The sequence below is a fragment of the Streptomyces sp. NPDC127100 genome (assembly GCF_042724095.1).
Classification (GTDB): Bacteria; Actinomycetota; Actinomycetes; order Streptomycetales; family Streptomycetaceae; genus Streptomyces.
Window position 1 is genome coordinate 93597 of record NZ_JBHXFL010000010.1, and the last position, 15601, is coordinate 109197.

Below are 15601 nucleotides of genomic sequence, written 5' to 3' on the forward strand. Positions count from 1 at the left end.
TCCGGGCGTGCCGTGAGAAAAGCTGGGGGCCGTCGCTCCGGGAGGGCGGCGGCCCACCGCTTTTTCACGGAGCGTGCCGGAGGGGCGAGGCGCGGGTCAGCCGTTGCGCGGGCCGGGGAAGGCCGTCGGCCTGACCTCTTCGCGCAGGGACGGGCTGCCCGCCGTCGGCTGGGTCGGCATGGAGCGGGCCGCGGGGACCGTGGGCACGGCCGGGCCGCCGGTGCCCAGGTTGACCGGGTGGGTGCCCGTCTGCTCCGGTGCGTGCTCGGGGGACTCGGTGGCCGCCGGCTGGGCCGTGGTGCGGCGGGAGCCGTAGCGGCGGTGCACCGCCTGCTTGGTGACGCCGAGCGCGGAGCCCACGGCGTCCCAGGAGAAGCCGAGCGAGCGGTCGAAGTCCACGGCGGCCGTGACCAGGGTCTCGACACTGTCCCGGAGTTCCTGGGCGAGGCGGACCGTCGGGGCGGGAGCGCGTCCGTAGACGACGAAGCCCGTGGACGGGCCGGAACGGCGCGGTCGGTAGACGTTGCCCAACTGGGCGGTGAGGGTGCGCAGTGCGTCCACCTGCCGGCGGACGCGCTCGATGTCCCGCACCAGCAGGTGCAGGCTGGCCCGAGCCTGGGCGTCGTGGGTTGCGTGGTCGGCCATGGACAAGCCTCTCGAACCGGCGGCGTGGGAATCGGGCCGCGGACGGCCCTGTGGTCAACTCTTCCTTGACCAACGCGTGGGCGCTCCGCTGGTCACGGGGTGGGGGCGTGCGGGCATATGCGCGCGCCCTCCCGGCGGTGTGTGCGCCTCGGCCCGCGGCCGCCGGTCCCCGGCTCTCCTCTCCCGTGCGCGCGCCACCCGTCTCCGGCCCGCCGGGAGGCGTCAGCCCGCCGTCGTGGCGCCGCGCCGTCCGCGGCTTCCCGCCCGTGGCGGGCTCGTAGACTGGTGCGTCGCCCGCACCGCCCCCGCCCGAGAGGCCCGTCCCACCCATGAAGCTGGTCTTCGCCGGTACCCCCGAGGTCGCCGTTCCCGCCCTGGACGCCCTGATCGCCTCCGGGCGCCACGAGGTGGCCGCCGTCGTCACGCGGCCCGACGCGCCGGCCGGGCGCGGGCGCCGGCTGGTCGCCTCTCCCGTGGCCGAGCGCGCGGAGGAGGCCGGGATCGAGGTGCTCAAGCCCGCGAAGCCGCGCGACCCGGAGTTCCTCGAGCGGCTGCGCGAGATCGCGCCCGACTGCTGCCCCGTCGTCGCCTACGGCGCCCTGCTGCCCCGCGTCGCCCTGGACGTGCCCGCCCAGGGCTGGGTCAACCTGCACTTCTCGCTGCTGCCCGCCTGGCGCGGTGCCGCGCCCGTGCAGCACGCGCTGATGGCGGGGGACGAGATCACCGGGGCGTCCACCTTCCTCATCGAGGAGGGCCTCGACTCCGGGCCCGTCTACGGGACGGTCACCGAGACCATCCGCCCCACCGACACCAGCGGCGACCTGCTGACCCGCCTCGCCTTCGCCGGCGCCGGACTGCTCGCCGCCACCATGGACGGCATCGAGGACGGAAGCCTGAAGGCCGTCCCGCAGCCCGCCGAGGGCGTCACCCTCGCGCCGAAGATCACCGTCGAGGACGCCCGGATCGACTGGGCCGCCCCGGCACTGCGCGTCGACCGGGTGGTGCGCGGCTGCACCCCGGCGCCCGGCGCCTGGACCACGTTCCGCGGCGAGCGGCTCAAGCTGGTCCAGGCCCGGCCGGTGCCCGACCGGACCGACCTCGCCCCCGGGCAGCTCGCCGCCGGCAAGAACGACGTGTACGCCGGCACCGGCTCGTACGCCGTCGAGCTGCTGTGGGTGCAGGCTCAGGGCAAGAAGCCGATGCGCGCCGCGGACTGGGCGCGCGGGGTGCGGATCGCCGAGGGCGAGCTGCTCGGCGGCTGACCCGGCCGTCACCCTCGACCGGCCCGACGTACGCTGGTGAGCGCACTTCACCCCACAACCGGAGCACCTTTTTCGTGAGCGAGCAGCCTCGTCGTCCCCGCAAGCCCGGCAAGCCGTACCGCAGGCCCCAGAAGGACCCCGTCCGCATCCTCGCCTTCGAGGCGCTCAGGGCGGTGGACGAGCGGGACGCGTACGCCAACCTCGTCCTGCCGCCGCTGCTGCGCCGGGCGCGGGAGAACGACGAGGGGTTCGACGCCCGGGACGCCGCGCTCGCGACCGAGCTGGTGTACGGGACGCTGCGCCGGCAGGGGACGTACGACGCGATCGTCGCCGCCTGCGTCGACCGGCCGCTGCGGGAGGTCGACCCGCCGGTGCTGGACGTCCTCGGCCTCGGCGTGCACCAGCTCCTCGGGACGCGCATCCCGAGCCACGCGGCGGTGTCCGCCTCCGTCGAGCTGGCGCGCGTCGTGCTGGGCGACGGGCGGGCCAAGTTCGTGAACGCCGTGCTCCGCAAGGTGGCGCAGGACGATCTCGACGGCTGGCTCGAGCGGGTCGCGCCGCCCTACGACGAGGACCCCGAGGACCACCTCGCCGTCGTGCACTCGCACCCGCGCTGGGTCGTCTCCGCGCTGTGGGACTCGCTCGGCGGCGGCCGGGCCGGCATCGAGGAGCTGCTGGCCGCCGACAACGAGCGGCCCGAGGTCACCCTGGTGGCCCGGCCCGGCCGGGCGACGACCGGGGAACTGCTCGAGGAGGAGGCGGCCGTCCCGGGGCGCTGGTCGCCGTACGCGGTGCGGCTCAGCGAGGGCGGCGAGCCCGGGGCCGTCGAGGCGGTGCGCGAGAACCGGGCGGGTGTGCAGGACGAGGGCAGCCAGCTCGTCGCGCTCGCCCTCGCCAACGCGCCGCTGGAGGGGCCCGACCGGCGCTGGCTGGACGGCTGCGCGGGGCCCGGCGGCAAGGCGGCGCTGCTGGGCGCCCTGGCGGCGGAGCGGGGCGCCTTCCTGCTCGCCTCCGAGAAGCAGCCGCACCGGGCGGGGCTCGTGGCCAGGGCACTGGACGGCAATCCGGGTCCGTACCAGGTGATCGCCGCCGACGGGACCCGCCCGCCCTGGCGGCCCGGGAGCTTCGACCGCGTCCTGGTCGACGTGCCGTGCACCGGCCTCGGCGCCCTGCGCCGCCGCCCCGAGGCGCGCTGGCGGCGCCGGCCCGAGGACCTGGACGGGTTCGCCCCGCTCCAGCGCGGACTGCTGGGCAACGCCCTGCAGGCTGTCCGGGTCGGCGGTGTCGTCGGCTACGCGACCTGCTCGCCCCACCTCGCCGAGACCCGCGCCGTCGTCGCCGACGTGCTCAAGCAGCACCCCGACACCGAGCTCCTCGACGCCCGCCCCCTCCTCTCCGGAGTCCCGGACCTGGGCGACGGCCCCGACGTACAGCTCTGGCCCCACCTCCACGGCACGGACGCGATGTACCTGACCCTGATCCGCCGCACCGCATAACGCGCCCCGAAGGGGCGCGGGGAACGGCGCGACCGGCCCCCACCGCCCCGCGGCCGAAGAACAACCGCGTCCCCCGGTACCGATGCCCCCCACCCCCGGCGGGCATGGCAGGCTTGGGGGCATGGCCGCGCAGATCAACCCCAGCATCCTGTCCGCCGACTTCGCCCGCCTCGCGGACGAGGCCAAGGCGGTCGGGGGAGCCGACTGGCTCCACGTCGACGTCATGGACAACCACTTCGTCCCCAACCTCACGCTCGGCGTGCCGGTGGTGGAGTCCCTGGCCCGGGCGACGGACACCCCGCTGGACTGCCACCTCATGATCGAGGCGCCCGACCGGTGGGCGCCCCAGTACGTGGAGGCCGGCGCCGGTTCCGTCACCTTCCACGTCGAGGCGGCCTCCGCGCCGGTCCGGCTCGCCCGCGAGATCCGGGCCAAGGGCGCCCGCGCCTCCATGGCGCTGCGGCCCGCGACGCCGATCGAGCCGTACGAGGACCTGCTGCCCGAGCTCGACATGCTGCTGATCATGACGGTTGAACCTGGCTTCGGCGGGCAGGCGTTCCTCGACATCATGCTTCCGAAGATCCGCCGCAGCCGTGAGCTGATCAGGAAGCACGGCCTGGAGCTGTGGCTGCAGGTCGACGGCGGTGTCTCGGCGTCCACGATCGAGCGGTGCGCCGACGCCGGCGCCGACGTCTTCGTCGCGGGTTCCGCCGTGTACGGGGCGTCCGACCCGGCCGAGGCGGTACGTGCACTGCGCAATCGGGCCGAGGCGGCGACCGCCAAGGCGTCCTGGGCGTGCGACCACTGAGGAACAGAACGTGAACGGCTCCCATCAGGGCTGATCAAGTGCGCCGAATCTGCAAGGATGAACGGCGAATCCAGAGTGTGAACAGCAGTGAGGAGATCGCCGTGTCGGGTATGTCGGCGGGCCGTTCAGCCATGCGGATGGGACCCGCTGAGCTGGTCCAGGCGGCGGCCATGGCCCGCCGCTTCTACCTCGAGGGCAAGTCCAAGATCCAGATCGCGGAGGAGTTCGGCGTCAGCCGCTTCAAGGTGGCCCGGGTCCTCGAGACCGCCCTCGAGCGGGACCTTGTACGAATCGAGATCCGGGTGCCCGCCGAGCTGGACGCGGAGCGCTCGGACGCCCTGCGGGCCCGCTACGGCCTCAGGCACGCCGTCGTGGTGGAGTCCCCGGCCGACGCCGAGGAGACCCCCGACCCCGAGAACCTGGGCGAGGTGGCCGCCGACCTGCTCGGCGAGCTGGTCAACGAGGGCGACGTACTCGGCCTCGCCTGGGGACGCTCCACGATCCACATGGCGGCGGCGCTGGACCGGCTGCCGCCGTGCACGGTGGTGCAGCTGACGGGCGTGTACGACGCCGGGACCGCCGAGCGCGGCTCGGTCGAGGCCGTCCGCCGCGCCGCCCAGGTGTCCGGCGGCGACGCCCACCCCATCTACGCCCCGATGCTGCTGCCGGACGCGGCCACCGCGACGGCGCTGCGCCACCAGACCGGGATCGCCCGGGCCTTCGAGTACTTCGACAAGGTCACGGTCGCCTGCGTCTCCATCGGCTCCTGGGAGCCGGGCATCTCGACGGTGCACGACATGCTCAGCGACGAGGAGCGCGCGCACTACGCGTCGCTCGGTGTCGCCGCCGAGATGTCCGCGCACCTCTTCGACGCCGAGGGGCGCCGGGTGGGCCGGGACCTGGGGGAGCGGTGCATCACGGTCACGGCCGACCAGCTCCGCCGCATCCCCGAGGTCGTCGCGATCGCGGGCGGTCAGCGAAAGGCGGGGGCCATCGACGCCGTGCTGCGGTCCGGCCTGGTCACCAGCCTGGTGACGGACACGTCGGCCGCGGACTACCTGATGACGGCGGGCACGACGCCGAAGCCGACGCTCAACCGCTCGGACCCCGACGGGGTCTGACGGACGATCAGGAGGAGGAACGGGCATGACGGAGGACCCCGCGGGCCGGCTCGTGGTCGCGCTGGACCTCGACGGGGTCACGGACAAGGCGGGCCTCATGGACCGCTGCGCCCGGGCCCTGGACCTGCCCGACTGGTTCGGCCGCAACTGGGACGCGCTCGCCGACTCCCTGGCCGACCCGTCCGTCTGGCCGGGGGAGGCGGCGGAGCGGGGCCTGCTGCTCCTCGTGCGCGGCTGGCGCGGGTACGCCGAGGCGCGGCCGGACGAGTGGGCCGTCGCCGAGGAGGTCTTCGCGGAGGCCACCGACCGCGGCCCGGGGCTCTTCGTGACCCTGGGGCCTGGAGAATCCTCCAAGGGGGCCGCTGACCAGCCTGGATGATCCGCCCGGGGATATTCGCACGCCGGTCATGGGAGAATGAAGTACGTGCTCTTTCCCCCTGGCTGACCTGTCCGGGGGCCACCTCTGATCGACTGGGATGTGCAGCACGTGCGTTTCCTCAATGACATCCAGCCCTCGTACGACCTGACGTACGACGACGTCTTCATGGTGCCGAGCCGTTCCGCCGTCGGCTCCCGGCAGGGCGTGGACCTCGGCTCCCCGGACGGCACGGGCACCACCATCCCGCTGGTCGTCGCCAACATGACCGCCATCGCCGGACGCCGCATGGCCGAGACGGTGGCCCGCCGCGGCGGCCTCGTGGTCATCCCGCAGGACATCCCGATCGAGGTCGTCACCGACGTCGTCACCTGGGTGAAGAGCCGCCACCTCGTCCTGGACACCCCGATCGTGCTGGCCCCGCACCAGACCGTCGCCGACGCGCTCTCGCTGCTGCCCAAGCGCGCGCACAACGCCGGTGTCGTCGTCGACGGGGACAACCGGCCCGTCGGCGTGGTCACCGACAACGACCTGACCGGCGTGGACCGCTTCACCCAGCTCGAAGAGGTCATGTCCAAGGACCTGATCCTGATCGACGCGGACCTGGACCCGCGCGAGGCCTTCAACACCCTCGACGCCGCCAACCGCCGCTACGCGCCCGCCGTGGACGGGGACGGCCGCCTGGCCGGCATCCTCACCCGCAGGGGCGCCCTGCGCGCCACGCTGTACACCCCGGCCACCGACGCGCAGGGCCGGCTCCGCATCGCCGCCGCCGTCGGCATCAACGGCGACGTGGCGGGCAAGGCCAAGCAGCTGCTGGACGCCGGCGTGGACACCCTCGTCATCGACACCGCGCACGGCCACCAGGAGTCGATGATCGGCGCCGTCAAGCTGGTGCGCGACCTCGACCCGCAGGTGCCGATCGTGGCCGGCAACATCGTCTCCGCCGAGGGCGTGCGCGACCTGATCGAGGCGGGCGCGGACATCGTCAAGGTCGGCGTCGGCCCCGGCGCCATGTGCACCACCCGCATGATGACCGGCGTCGGCCGGCCGCAGTTCTCCGCCGTCCTGGAGTGCGCCGCCGAGGCGAGGAAGTACGGCAAGCACGTGTGGGCCGACGGCGGCATCCGCCACCCGCGCGACGTGGCCATGGCCCTCGCGGCCGGCGCGTCCAACGTGATGGTCGGCTCCTGGTTCGCCGGGACCTACGAGTCCCCGGGCGACCTCCAGCACGACGCCAACGGCCGCCCCTACAAGGAGTCGTTCGGCATGGCCTCCGCGCGCGCGGTGCGCAACCGCACCTCGGAGGAGTCGGCGTACGACCGGGCCCGCAAGGCGCTGTTCGAGGAGGGCATCTCCACCTCCCGCATGTTCCTCGACCCGGCCCGCCCGGGCGTCGAGGACCTGATCGACTCGATCATCGCGGGCGTCCGCTCCTCCTGCACCTACGCCGGTGCCGCCTCCCTGGAGGAGTTCGCGGAGAAGGCCATCGTCGGCATCCAGAGCGCCGCCGGCTACGCCGAGGGCAAGCCGCTGCACGCCAGCTGGAGCTGACCCGCGAGGCTGTGCCGTACGGCCCCCGTCCCTCCCGTCGCCCGGGTCGGACGGGGGCCGTACGCCGTTCCGCCGGGCCGGGCGACCGCTGCCGAACCGCGGCCTTCGCGGGCGATCCGGACGGGTGCTGACCAGGCCCGATCCACCGTCCGTCCACCACCGCCCCGGCCTCTCGCGGGCGCCCCGCGCAACGCCCGACAGGCCCCGCGCAACGAACGCCCGCCCTGCCCCGGCGAACGCAACGATCGTGCGGAGACGCGCAAGGTTGCTGCATTACCCGGGGAACGTGTCGCTCATAGGGTTCTTCGCTGTACGTGGCGTGGCGGGGACCCCGCTCGGTGGGTTCCCGCTTCCGCGAGGGACGCCGCCGGTCCCCGCCGCTCCAGAAGCCCGCCGCGAGAGAGCCCGCTCGACACCGGGCGGCGCGACCGGCAGCGACAGAGGAGTCAACGCGTGCTCGACCACGGCGCACCCCCGCACCACGACACACCGGCCGCCCCCGCGTCCCCGGGGCCGGCCGCGCGCCTCATGCGCCGCAAGCCCGTGGAACGGCTGGTCGCCGAGGGCGGCCAGGGCGAGGGCGGCAGCCTGCGCCGCTCCCTCGGCCTGTGGCAGCTCACGATGATCAGCATCGGTGCCACCCTCGGCACCGGCATCTTCGTCGTCCTCGGCGAGGCCGTCCCCAAGGCCGGACCGGCCGTCACCCTCTCCTTCGTCATCGCCGGCCTGACGGCGCTCTTCTCGGCCCTGTCCTACGCCGAGCTGGCCGGCACCATCCCGGTCGCCGGCTCCTCGTACTCGTACGCCTACGCCACCCTGGGCGAGCTGGTCGCCTGGATCTGCGGCTGGTGCCTGGTGCTGGAGTACGGCGTCTCCGTGGCCGCCGTCGCCGTCGGCTGGGGCGAGTACCTGAACGAACTCCTCGACGGCACCCTCGGCGTCACCATTCCGGACGCCCTGTCGGCGCCGCCCGGCGACGGCGGGATCTTCAACCTGCCCGCGCTGGTCGTGGTGCTCCTCGCCATGACGTTCCTGCTGGGCGGTGCCCGCGAGTCGGCCCGCGCCAACACGGTCATGGTCGTCGTCAAGATCGCCGCGCTGGTGCTGTTCTGCGCCATCGGCGTCCAGGGCTTCCGCTCCGGCAACTACGAGAACTTCATGCCGCTCGGCATGGCCGGCGTCAGCGCGGCCGGCGCGACGCTCTTCTTCTCGTACATCGGCTTCGACGCCGCCTCCACGGCCGGTGAGGAGGCGAAGAACGCCCAGCGCGACCTGCCCCGCGCGATCATGCTCTCCCTCGTCATCGTCACCCTGCTGTACGTCCTCGTCGCCGCCGTCGCCGTCGGCGCCAAGCCCTGGAAGGGCTTCACGGACTCCGAGGCCGCGCTCGCCCAGATCATGACCGACGTCACCGGCCAGAGCTTCTGGGGCACCCTCCTGGCCTTCTGCGCGGTCGTCGCCATCGCCAGCGTCGTGCTGACCGTCCTCTACGGCCAGACCCGCGTCCTGTTCGCCATGTCCCGCGACGGACTGGTGCCCAAGGTGTTCTCCAGGGTCCACCCGAAGACCGGCGCGCCCCGCGCCAACACCGTGATCGTCTCGCTGTTCTGCGGCGTCCTGGCCGCCGCCATCCCGCTCGGCCAGCTCGCCGACGCCACCAGCATCGGCACGCTGTTCGCCTTCGCCCTGGTCAACGTGGCCGTCGTGGTGCTGCGCCGGACCCGCCCGGACATGCCCCGCACCTTCCGGGTGCCGCTGTCCCCGGTCCTGCCGGCCCTGGGCTTCGCCCTCTGCGTATGGATGATGGGCAGCCTGTCCACCGTCACCTGGGTGGTCTTCGGAATCTGGATGGCCGCCGGGCTCGTGTTCTACTTCGTGTACGGCTACCGCCGCTCCCGACTCGCCACACCGGACACGTCCCAGGTCCGGGACGCATCAGAAGTGAAGTGAACGACCCGCAGTGCTGAACGATCTCGACGAACGCATCGTGCACGCCCTCGCCGAGGACGCCCGCCGCTCCTACGCGGACATCGGGCAGTCGGTCGGCCTGTCCGCGCCCGCCGTGAAACGGCGCGTGGACAGGCTGCGCGCCACCGGGGCCATCACCGGCTTCACGGTGCGGGTCGACCCCGCCGCGCTCGGCTGGGAGACCGAGGGCTTCGTCGAGATCTTCTGCCGCCGCAACACCTCGCCGGAGACCATCCACCGGGGACTGGAGCGGTACCAGGAGGTCGTGGCCGCGTCCACCGTCACCGGGGACGCGGACGCGATCGCCCAGGTCTTCGCCGCCGACATGCGGCACTTCGAACGGGTCCTGGAGCGGATCGCCGGGGAGCCCTTCGTGGAACGCACCAAATCCGTGCTGGTGCTCTCGCCGCTGCTGCGGCGCTTCTCCTCCGGGTCGCCCGCATAAACGCTGGGCCCGCGGCGCCGTCCCGTCTACCATCGGTGCCATGACCTGGCGACATTGATTCACCAGCCGTGCCCGCTCCCGAGGGCCGCCTCGGACGCCGTACCCCCGGTGTCCGATCCGCTCCCTCGGGAAGGCCTCATGACTCACGCACCCACGCGTGTGCCGCCCGCCGGTTACCGGCGGCTGACGGCCACGCTGTACGGCTACGCGTTCCTCGACGACTTCGTCCTGCTGTACCCGGTGTACGCGCTGCTCTTCAGCGACGCCGGTCTGTCCGTCTGGCAGATCTCCTCGCTCTTCGCCCTGTGGTCGGTCACCGGGGTCCTGCTGGAGGTGCCCTCCGGCGCCTGGGCCGACGCCGTCTCCCGGCGGCTGCTGCTGTGGCTCGGCCCGCTGTTCACCGCCGCCGGCTTCGCCCTGTGGGTGCTCGTCCCGTCCTACGGCGCCTTCGCGCTGGGCTTCGTGCTGTGGGGCACCGGGGGAGCGCTCGTGTCCGGCACGCTGGAGGCGCTGGTCCACGACGAGCTGGACCGGCTCGGCGCCACCGACCGGTACGCCCGGGTCATGGGCCGGGCCCGTTCGGCCGGTCTGGTGGCCGTGATGGCCGCGATGGGCCTGGCCGGACCGGTGCTCGCCCGTGGCGGCTACCCGGCGGTGGGAGCGGCGAGCATCCTGGTCTGCCTGCTGGCGGCGGCCCTCGCGACCCGCTTCCCCGAGCACCGCGCGCCGGCGGAGGGCGGCGACGGGTGGGCCTCGACCCTGCGCTCCGGTCTCGCCGCGGCCCGCGCCGACCGTTCCGTGCGCGGTGCGCTGCTGCTCGTGCCGGCGGTGGGGGCCGTGTGGGGCGCCCTCGACGAGTACACGCCCCTGCTGGTGCGCGACACCGGCGTGGCCGAGGCGACCGTGCCGTGGCTGCTCCTGCTGATCTGGGCCGGCCCCACCGTCGGGGGCCTGCTGGCCGGACCCGCCGAACGGCTCGGCAACGCCGGCTTCGGCGGGCTGCTCGCCGGTGCCGCGCTCGCCCTGGCCGTGGGGGCCGGCGCGGGGACGCCGGCGGGACTGGCGCTGGTCGCCGTCGCCTTCGGCGGCTTCCAGGTGGCCGGCGTGCTCGCCGACGCACGCCTCCAGCGGCGCATCGACGCCTCCGGCCGGGCGACCCTGACCTCGGTGGCGGGGTTCGGCACCGAGCTGGCCACGGTCGCGGTGTACGGGGCGTACGCCGTGGCCGGGACGCGGACGGGACACGGCGCCGCGTTCGCGGTCTTCGCCGTGCCGTACCTGGTGACGGCGGTGGTGCTGGTGGCCGCCCGGACCACGGCCCCGGCCGCCGGAACACGGCCCTGAGACCGCCCCGGCCGCCTCCCCGCCGCCTCGACGGGAGCCGGCACCGTGCACCGAAGTGCGGGTGACGGGCGGGGTGCGCAACGAATCGCCGCGGTGCGCCCGGTGGACGCAACGATCCGCTCACCGGCGCGCAACGGCTCCTTCTTGTCCGGCCGAGTGCGCCGACCGTACCGTCTATGTCGCCCCCCGACCCCCTCCCACCGGCGAGGAACACGCATGCGCACCGCCCTGCTCCAGAGCTCCGGACGACCCGGCTCCACCGTCGAGAACCTCAAGGTCCTCGACGAGGCCGCGGGCCGCGCCGCCGCCGCGGGCGCCGGGCTGCTCGTCACCTCCGAGCTGTTCCTCACGGGGTACGCGATCGGCGACGGCATCGGCCGCCTCGCCGAGGCCGCCGACGGCGAGGCCGCCGACGCGATCGCGGAGACCGCCACGCGTCACGGCCTCGCCGTCGCGTACGGCTACCCGGAGCGGGCCGGCGAGAGCGTCTTCAACTCCGTGCAGCTGATCTCCGCCGACGGCACCCGCCTGGCCAACTACCGCAAGACGCACCTCTTCGGCTGCTTCGAGCACGACCACTTCGTGCCCGGCGAGCAGCCGGTCGTGCAGGCCGAGCTGAACGGCCTCACCGTCGGCCTGATGATCTGCTACGACGTCGAGTTCCCGGAGAACGTGCGCGCCCACGCCCTGGCCGGCACCGACCTGCTGCTCGTGCCCACCGCGCAGATGCACCCGTTCCAGTTCGTCGCCGAGTCCGTCGTGCCCGTACGGGCCTTCGAGAACCAGATGTACGTGGCGTACGTCAACCGGGTCGGCCGGGAGGGCGAGTTCGAGTTCGTCGGGCTGTCCGTGCTCGCCGGCCCCGACGGCACCGCCCGCGCGCGGGCCGGGCGCACCGGGGAACTGCTCCTCGCCGACGCCGACCCGGCCTTCCTCGCCGCCTCCCGCGAGGCCAACCCGTATCTGAAGGACCGCCGCCCCGGCCTCTACGGGTCCCTCGTCTGACCCCCCACCGCCACCCCCGTTCCACCTGTGCAAGGAGTCCGTACCCCATGACGTCCACGGTGCCCAACGCGATCGAGCACGCAGACGAGCAGCAGCCGCCGATCACCATGTTCGGGCCGGACTTCCCCTACGCGTACGACGACTTCCTCGCCCACCCGGCGGGCCTCGGCCAGATACCCGCGACCGAGCACGGCAGCGAGGTCGCCGTCATCGGCGGTGGCCTGTCCGGCATCGTCGCCGCCTACGAGCTGATGAAGATGGGCCTCAAGCCCGTCGTCTACGAGGCCGACCGGATCGGCGGCCGGCTGCGGACCGTCGGCTTCGAGGGCTGCGACCCGTCGCTGACCGCGGAGATGGGCGCGATGCGCTTCCCGCCGTCCTCCACGGCGCTCCAGCACTACATCGACCTGGTGGGCCTGGAGACCCGTCCCTTCCCCAACCCCCTGGCGGAGGCGACGCCGTCCACCGTCGTCGACCTGAAGGGCGAGTCCCACTACGCCGAGACCCTCGACGACCTGCCCCAGGTCTACCGGGACGTGGCCGACGCCTGGGCCAGGTGCCTCGAAGAGGGCGCCGACTTCTCCGACATGAACCGCGCCCTGCGCGAGCGCGACGTCCCGCGCATCCGCGAGATCTGGGCGAAGCTGGTGGAGAAGCTCGACAACCAGACCTTCTACGGCTTCCTCTGCGACTCCGACGCCTTCTCGTCCTTCCGGCACCGCGAGATCTTCGGCCAGGTCGGCTTCGGCACCGGCGGCTGGGACACCGACTTCCCCAACTCCATCCTGGAGATCCTCCGCGTCGTCTACACCGAGGCCGACGACCACCACCGCGGCATCGTCGGCGGTTCCCAGCAACTGCCGCTGCGCCTGTGGGAGCGGGAGCCGGAGAAGATCGTCCACTGGCCGTACGGCACCTCGCTGAAGTCCCTGCACGTGGACGGCGAGCCCCGCCCGGCGGTGACCCGCCTGAACCGCACCGCGGGCAACCGGATCACCGTGACCGACGCCGACGGCGACATCCGCACCTACCGGGCGGCCGTCTTCACCGCCCAGTCCTGGATGCTGCTCTCCAAGATCGCCTGCGACGACTCGCTCTTCCCGATCGACCACTGGACGGCGATCGAGCGGACCCACTACATGGAGTCCTCGAAGCTGTTCGTGCCCGTGGACCGGCCGTTCTGGCTCGACAAGGACGAGGAGACGGGCCGGGACGTCATGTCGATGACGCTCACCGACCGCATGACCCGCGGGACGTACCTGCTCGACGACGGGCCCGGCAAGCCCGCCGTCATCTGCCTCTCCTACACCTGGTGCGACGACAGCCTGAAGTGGCTGCCGCTGTCCGCGAACGAGCGGATGGAGGTCATGCTCAAGTCGCTCGGCGAGATCTACCCGAAGGTCGACATCCGCAAGCACGTCATCGGCAACCCGGTGACGGTCTCCTGGGAGAACGAGCCCTACTTCATGGGCGCGTTCAAGGCCAACCTGCCGGGCCACTACCGCTACCAGCGGCGCCTGTTCACCCACTTCATGCAGGAGGAACTGCCCGAGGACAAGCGGGGCATCTTCCTGGCCGGCGACGACATCTCCTGGACGGCCGGGTGGGCCGAGGGCGCCGTCCAGACCGCGCTCAACGCGGTCTGGGGCGTCATGCACCACTTCGGCGGGGAGACCGACGCGACCAACCCCGGCCCGGGCGACGTCTACGACGAGATCGCGCCCGTCGAACTGCCCGAGGACTAGACCCTAGACCCCGGCGGCCCTGGCCTTCTCGTACACCGCCGCGGCGACGTCCTTGAGCTCCTCGGCGTCCCGCAGGGATCCCTGGAGGTCGACGAGGATCTCGTCGAGGCCGATCTCCGCGTGGGCGGCCAGGTCCTCGACGATCTGGTCGACGCTCCCGTGGAAGGGGCGGCGCCCGGCGCCGTCCTCACCGGCCGCCCGGTGGCGGGCGTTGACCCGCAGCACCGTGCGGATCGGCTCCGTACGGCCCCGTTCCTCGGCCAGGTCGCGCAGCAGGCGCCACTGCTCGGCCACGGCCTCGGCGCCCACGCCGTTCGGCAGCCAGCCGTCGGCGTGGTCGACCAGCCGGCGCCGGGCCCTGCCGCTGCCCGCCGCCAGCATGATCGGGATCGGCCGGGCGGGCTTGGGGCCGACCACGGCGGACGCGATCCTCGTGACGTGTCCGTCGTACACCACCGGGTCCGGACCCCACACGGCCCGGCACACCCCGATCAGCTCGTCCAGCGCCCGTCCGCGCTCGGCGAACGGCCGTACGGACGCCGCCGCGTACTCGTCGTGGGACCAGCCGGTGCCGAAGCCCGCGACCACCCGGCCGCCGCTCGCCGCGTCCAGCGTGGCCAGCGACTTGGCCAGCTGGAACGGCACGTGCAGCGGGGCGACCAGCACGCTGGTGCCCAGCCGGGCCCTCTCGGTGGCCGCGGCGGCGAGGGTCAGGGTGACCAGCGGCTCGGCCACGCTCCGGTACGAGTCGGGCCAGGGCAGTCCCTCGATGCCGTACAGGCCCTGCGTGGCGGGCTCGGGGAACAGGGCCCGTTCGAAGACCCACAGGCTCTCGTAGCCCATCCGTTCCGCCGCGCGTGCCACGTCGGGGACGTCCTTGCCGATGTCGTACTGGCGCATCTGGGGGAGGCCGAGTCCGAGCCGGGTCGTCATGCCTGGTGCTCCTTCGCAGTCGGGTGCGATGTTGCCCAAGGGGCCAACGTACAGCGGGAGGAGCGGAGTTCATGGTGTGCGCACCGGTGGCGCCGGCCGGGTCAGCCGGGCAGCGGAGTGAGCAGCATGCGGCCCGCGAAGCCCACCGCCGCGTCCAGCCGCTCGGTGAACTCCCCGGCCACGTCGGGCACCCGGCGCAGCGCCCACAGCGCCCGGGCCGCGGCCCAGGTGGCGTCGCGGGCGCGCTCCAGGCTCCAGGAGCCGAGCAGATGGGTCAGCGGGTCGGCGATCTGCAGCAGGTCGGGACCCGGCATCAGCTCGTCGCGGATGCGTTCCTCCAGCGACACGAGGAGATCGCCCACCCGGTCGAACTCGTCCTCCAGGTCGAAGGGTTCGCAGCCGAGCGTACGACAGGTGTCCACCACGGCCAGCGCGAGGTCGTGTCCGATGTGCGCGTTGATGCCCGCCAGCGCGAACTGCAGTGGTCGTACGCCGGGGTGGCGGCGGAACTGGAACAGGGGCCGCCAGCACGCGGGCGGCCGGCGGCCGCTCTCCAGGGTGTCGACGGCGGTCAGATAGCGCTCCGCGAACCGCACGTCCAGCGCGATCGCGGCCCGGGCGTCCGGGAAGGCGCCCCGGTCGATGTGCCGGTCGACCGCCTCCGTGACCGCCAGGTAGACGCCGTTGAAGACGGCCACGCCGTCCCGCGCGGGCAGCGTGGTGTCGAGGGCGCGCATCCGCTTCAGGACCGTGTCCACCGTCCGGGCGGCCGTCGGGAGTTGCTCGCAGTGCGCCATGGCCGCAGGGTCGCAGCTTTAGGGTGACGGCAGTGCCGGCGGGACCGACGCTTCCCCAGAACGGGGGAACGCGCCCGCCGTGCGGGGGAGGGGGAACCGTAC

At 73.4% G+C, this 15601-nt stretch carries 14 protein-coding genes; 11 read left to right on the forward strand and 3 right to left on the reverse strand.

The features are described from left to right. Positions 1 to 96: 96 nt before the first annotated feature. On the reverse strand, positions 97 to 645 hold the full coding sequence (locus ACFWJB_RS13225) for a hypothetical protein (protein WP_386922177.1): 549 nt from the start codon (positions 643 to 645) through the stop codon (positions 97 to 99). Positions 646 to 974: 329 nt separating this feature from the next. On the opposite strand from ACFWJB_RS13225, the gene fmt reads away from it, so the two are divergent. The 11 genes from fmt to ACFWJB_RS13280 all read left to right on the forward strand — a co-directional run bounded on the left by fmt (position 975) and on the right by ACFWJB_RS13280 (position 13769). Then, a complete protein-coding gene (gene fmt, locus ACFWJB_RS13230; protein WP_385457851.1) occupies positions 975 to 1907 on the forward strand; it encodes a methionyl-tRNA formyltransferase in 933 nt (310 codons plus the stop codon). 74 nt (positions 1908 to 1981) lie between these two features. Then, positions 1982 to 3403: an RsmB/NOP family class I SAM-dependent RNA methyltransferase gene (locus ACFWJB_RS13235; RefSeq protein ID WP_386922179.1), complete on the forward strand. Its 1422-nt coding sequence runs from the start codon at positions 1982 to 1984 to the stop codon at positions 3401 to 3403. Between the two features lie 121 nt (positions 3404 to 3524). Further along, entirely contained in the window at positions 3525 to 4211 is a 687-nt protein-coding gene (gene rpe / locus ACFWJB_RS13240; protein ID WP_385457847.1) for a ribulose-phosphate 3-epimerase, read from the forward strand. 77 nt (positions 4212 to 4288) lie between these two features. Continuing rightward, positions 4289 to 5332 (forward strand): sugar-binding transcriptional regulator, encoded by a 1044-nt coding sequence (locus ACFWJB_RS13245; RefSeq protein WP_385457845.1) that lies wholly within the window; start codon positions 4289 to 4291, stop codon positions 5330 to 5332. 25 nt (positions 5333 to 5357) lie between these two features. Then, positions 5358 to 5711, forward strand: coding sequence for a barstar family protein (locus ACFWJB_RS13250; RefSeq protein WP_386922181.1), 354 nt, complete (start codon positions 5358 to 5360; stop codon positions 5709 to 5711). Positions 5712 to 5819: 108 nt separating this feature from the next. Beyond that, positions 5820 to 7262 (forward strand): GuaB1 family IMP dehydrogenase-related protein, encoded by a 1443-nt coding sequence (locus ACFWJB_RS13255; protein ID WP_385457841.1) that lies wholly within the window; start codon positions 5820 to 5822, stop codon positions 7260 to 7262. A gap of 453 nt (positions 7263 to 7715) precedes the next feature. Continuing rightward, positions 7716 to 9212, forward strand: coding sequence for an amino acid permease (locus ACFWJB_RS13260; protein WP_386922183.1), 1497 nt, complete (start codon positions 7716 to 7718; stop codon positions 9210 to 9212). A gap of 10 nt (positions 9213 to 9222) precedes the next feature. Then, the gene (locus ACFWJB_RS13265; RefSeq protein ID WP_385457837.1) at positions 9223 to 9675 is read left to right on the forward strand and encodes an Lrp/AsnC family transcriptional regulator; all 453 of its coding nucleotides are present in this window, start codon (positions 9223 to 9225) and stop codon (positions 9673 to 9675) included. Between the two features lie 138 nt (positions 9676 to 9813). Next, positions 9814 to 11019, forward strand: a complete 1206-nt coding sequence (locus ACFWJB_RS13270; RefSeq protein ID WP_386922186.1) for an MFS transporter — start codon at positions 9814 to 9816, stop codon at positions 11017 to 11019. 216 nt (positions 11020 to 11235) lie between these two features. Continuing rightward, positions 11236 to 12024: a carbon-nitrogen hydrolase family protein gene (locus ACFWJB_RS13275; RefSeq protein ID WP_385457834.1), complete on the forward strand. Its 789-nt coding sequence runs from the start codon at positions 11236 to 11238 to the stop codon at positions 12022 to 12024. A gap of 47 nt (positions 12025 to 12071) precedes the next feature. Beyond that, positions 12072 to 13769, forward strand: coding sequence for a flavin monoamine oxidase family protein (locus ACFWJB_RS13280; RefSeq protein WP_385457832.1), 1698 nt, complete (start codon positions 12072 to 12074; stop codon positions 13767 to 13769). A 3-nt stretch (positions 13770 to 13772) separates the two neighbouring features. Here the strand turns inward: ACFWJB_RS13280 and ACFWJB_RS13285 are convergent, their stop codons facing one another. Continuing rightward, positions 13773 to 14702, reverse strand: a complete 930-nt coding sequence (locus ACFWJB_RS13285) for an LLM class F420-dependent oxidoreductase (RefSeq protein ID WP_386922188.1) — start codon at positions 14700 to 14702, stop codon at positions 13773 to 13775. A 101-nt stretch (positions 14703 to 14803) separates the two neighbouring features. Beyond that, complete coding sequence (locus ACFWJB_RS13290; RefSeq protein ID WP_385457828.1) at positions 14804 to 15499, reverse strand: DUF5995 family protein; 696 nt, start codon at positions 15497 to 15499, stop codon at positions 14804 to 14806. Between the last annotated feature and the right edge of the window lie 102 nt (positions 15500 to 15601).

What these genes read in the sequence shown, in the direction of transcription:
- ACFWJB_RS13225 (WP_386922177.1), bottom strand. Translation starts at nt 645, where the DNA reads ATGGCCGACCACGCAACCCACGACGCCCAGGCTCGGGCCAGCCTGCAC.
- fmt (WP_385457851.1), top strand. Translation starts at nt 975, where the DNA reads ATGAAGCTGGTCTTCGCCGGTACCCCCGAGGTCGCCGTTCCCGCCCTG.
- rpe (WP_385457847.1), top strand. Translation starts at nt 3,525, where the DNA reads ATGGCCGCGCAGATCAACCCCAGCATCCTGTCCGCCGACTTCGCCCGC.
- ACFWJB_RS13250 (WP_386922181.1), top strand. Translation starts at nt 5,358, where the DNA reads ATGACGGAGGACCCCGCGGGCCGGCTCGTGGTCGCGCTGGACCTCGAC.
- ACFWJB_RS13270 (WP_386922186.1), top strand. Translation starts at nt 9,814, where the DNA reads ATGACTCACGCACCCACGCGTGTGCCGCCCGCCGGTTACCGGCGGCTG.
- ACFWJB_RS13275 (WP_385457834.1), top strand. Translation starts at nt 11,236, where the DNA reads ATGCGCACCGCCCTGCTCCAGAGCTCCGGACGACCCGGCTCCACCGTC.
- ACFWJB_RS13280 (WP_385457832.1), top strand. Translation starts at nt 12,072, where the DNA reads ATGACGTCCACGGTGCCCAACGCGATCGAGCACGCAGACGAGCAGCAG.
- ACFWJB_RS13285 (WP_386922188.1), bottom strand. Translation starts at nt 14,702, where the DNA reads ATGACGACCCGGCTCGGACTCGGCCTCCCCCAGATGCGCCAGTACGAC.
- ACFWJB_RS13290 (WP_385457828.1), bottom strand. Translation starts at nt 15,499, where the DNA reads ATGGCGCACTGCGAGCAACTCCCGACGGCCGCCCGGACGGTGGACACG.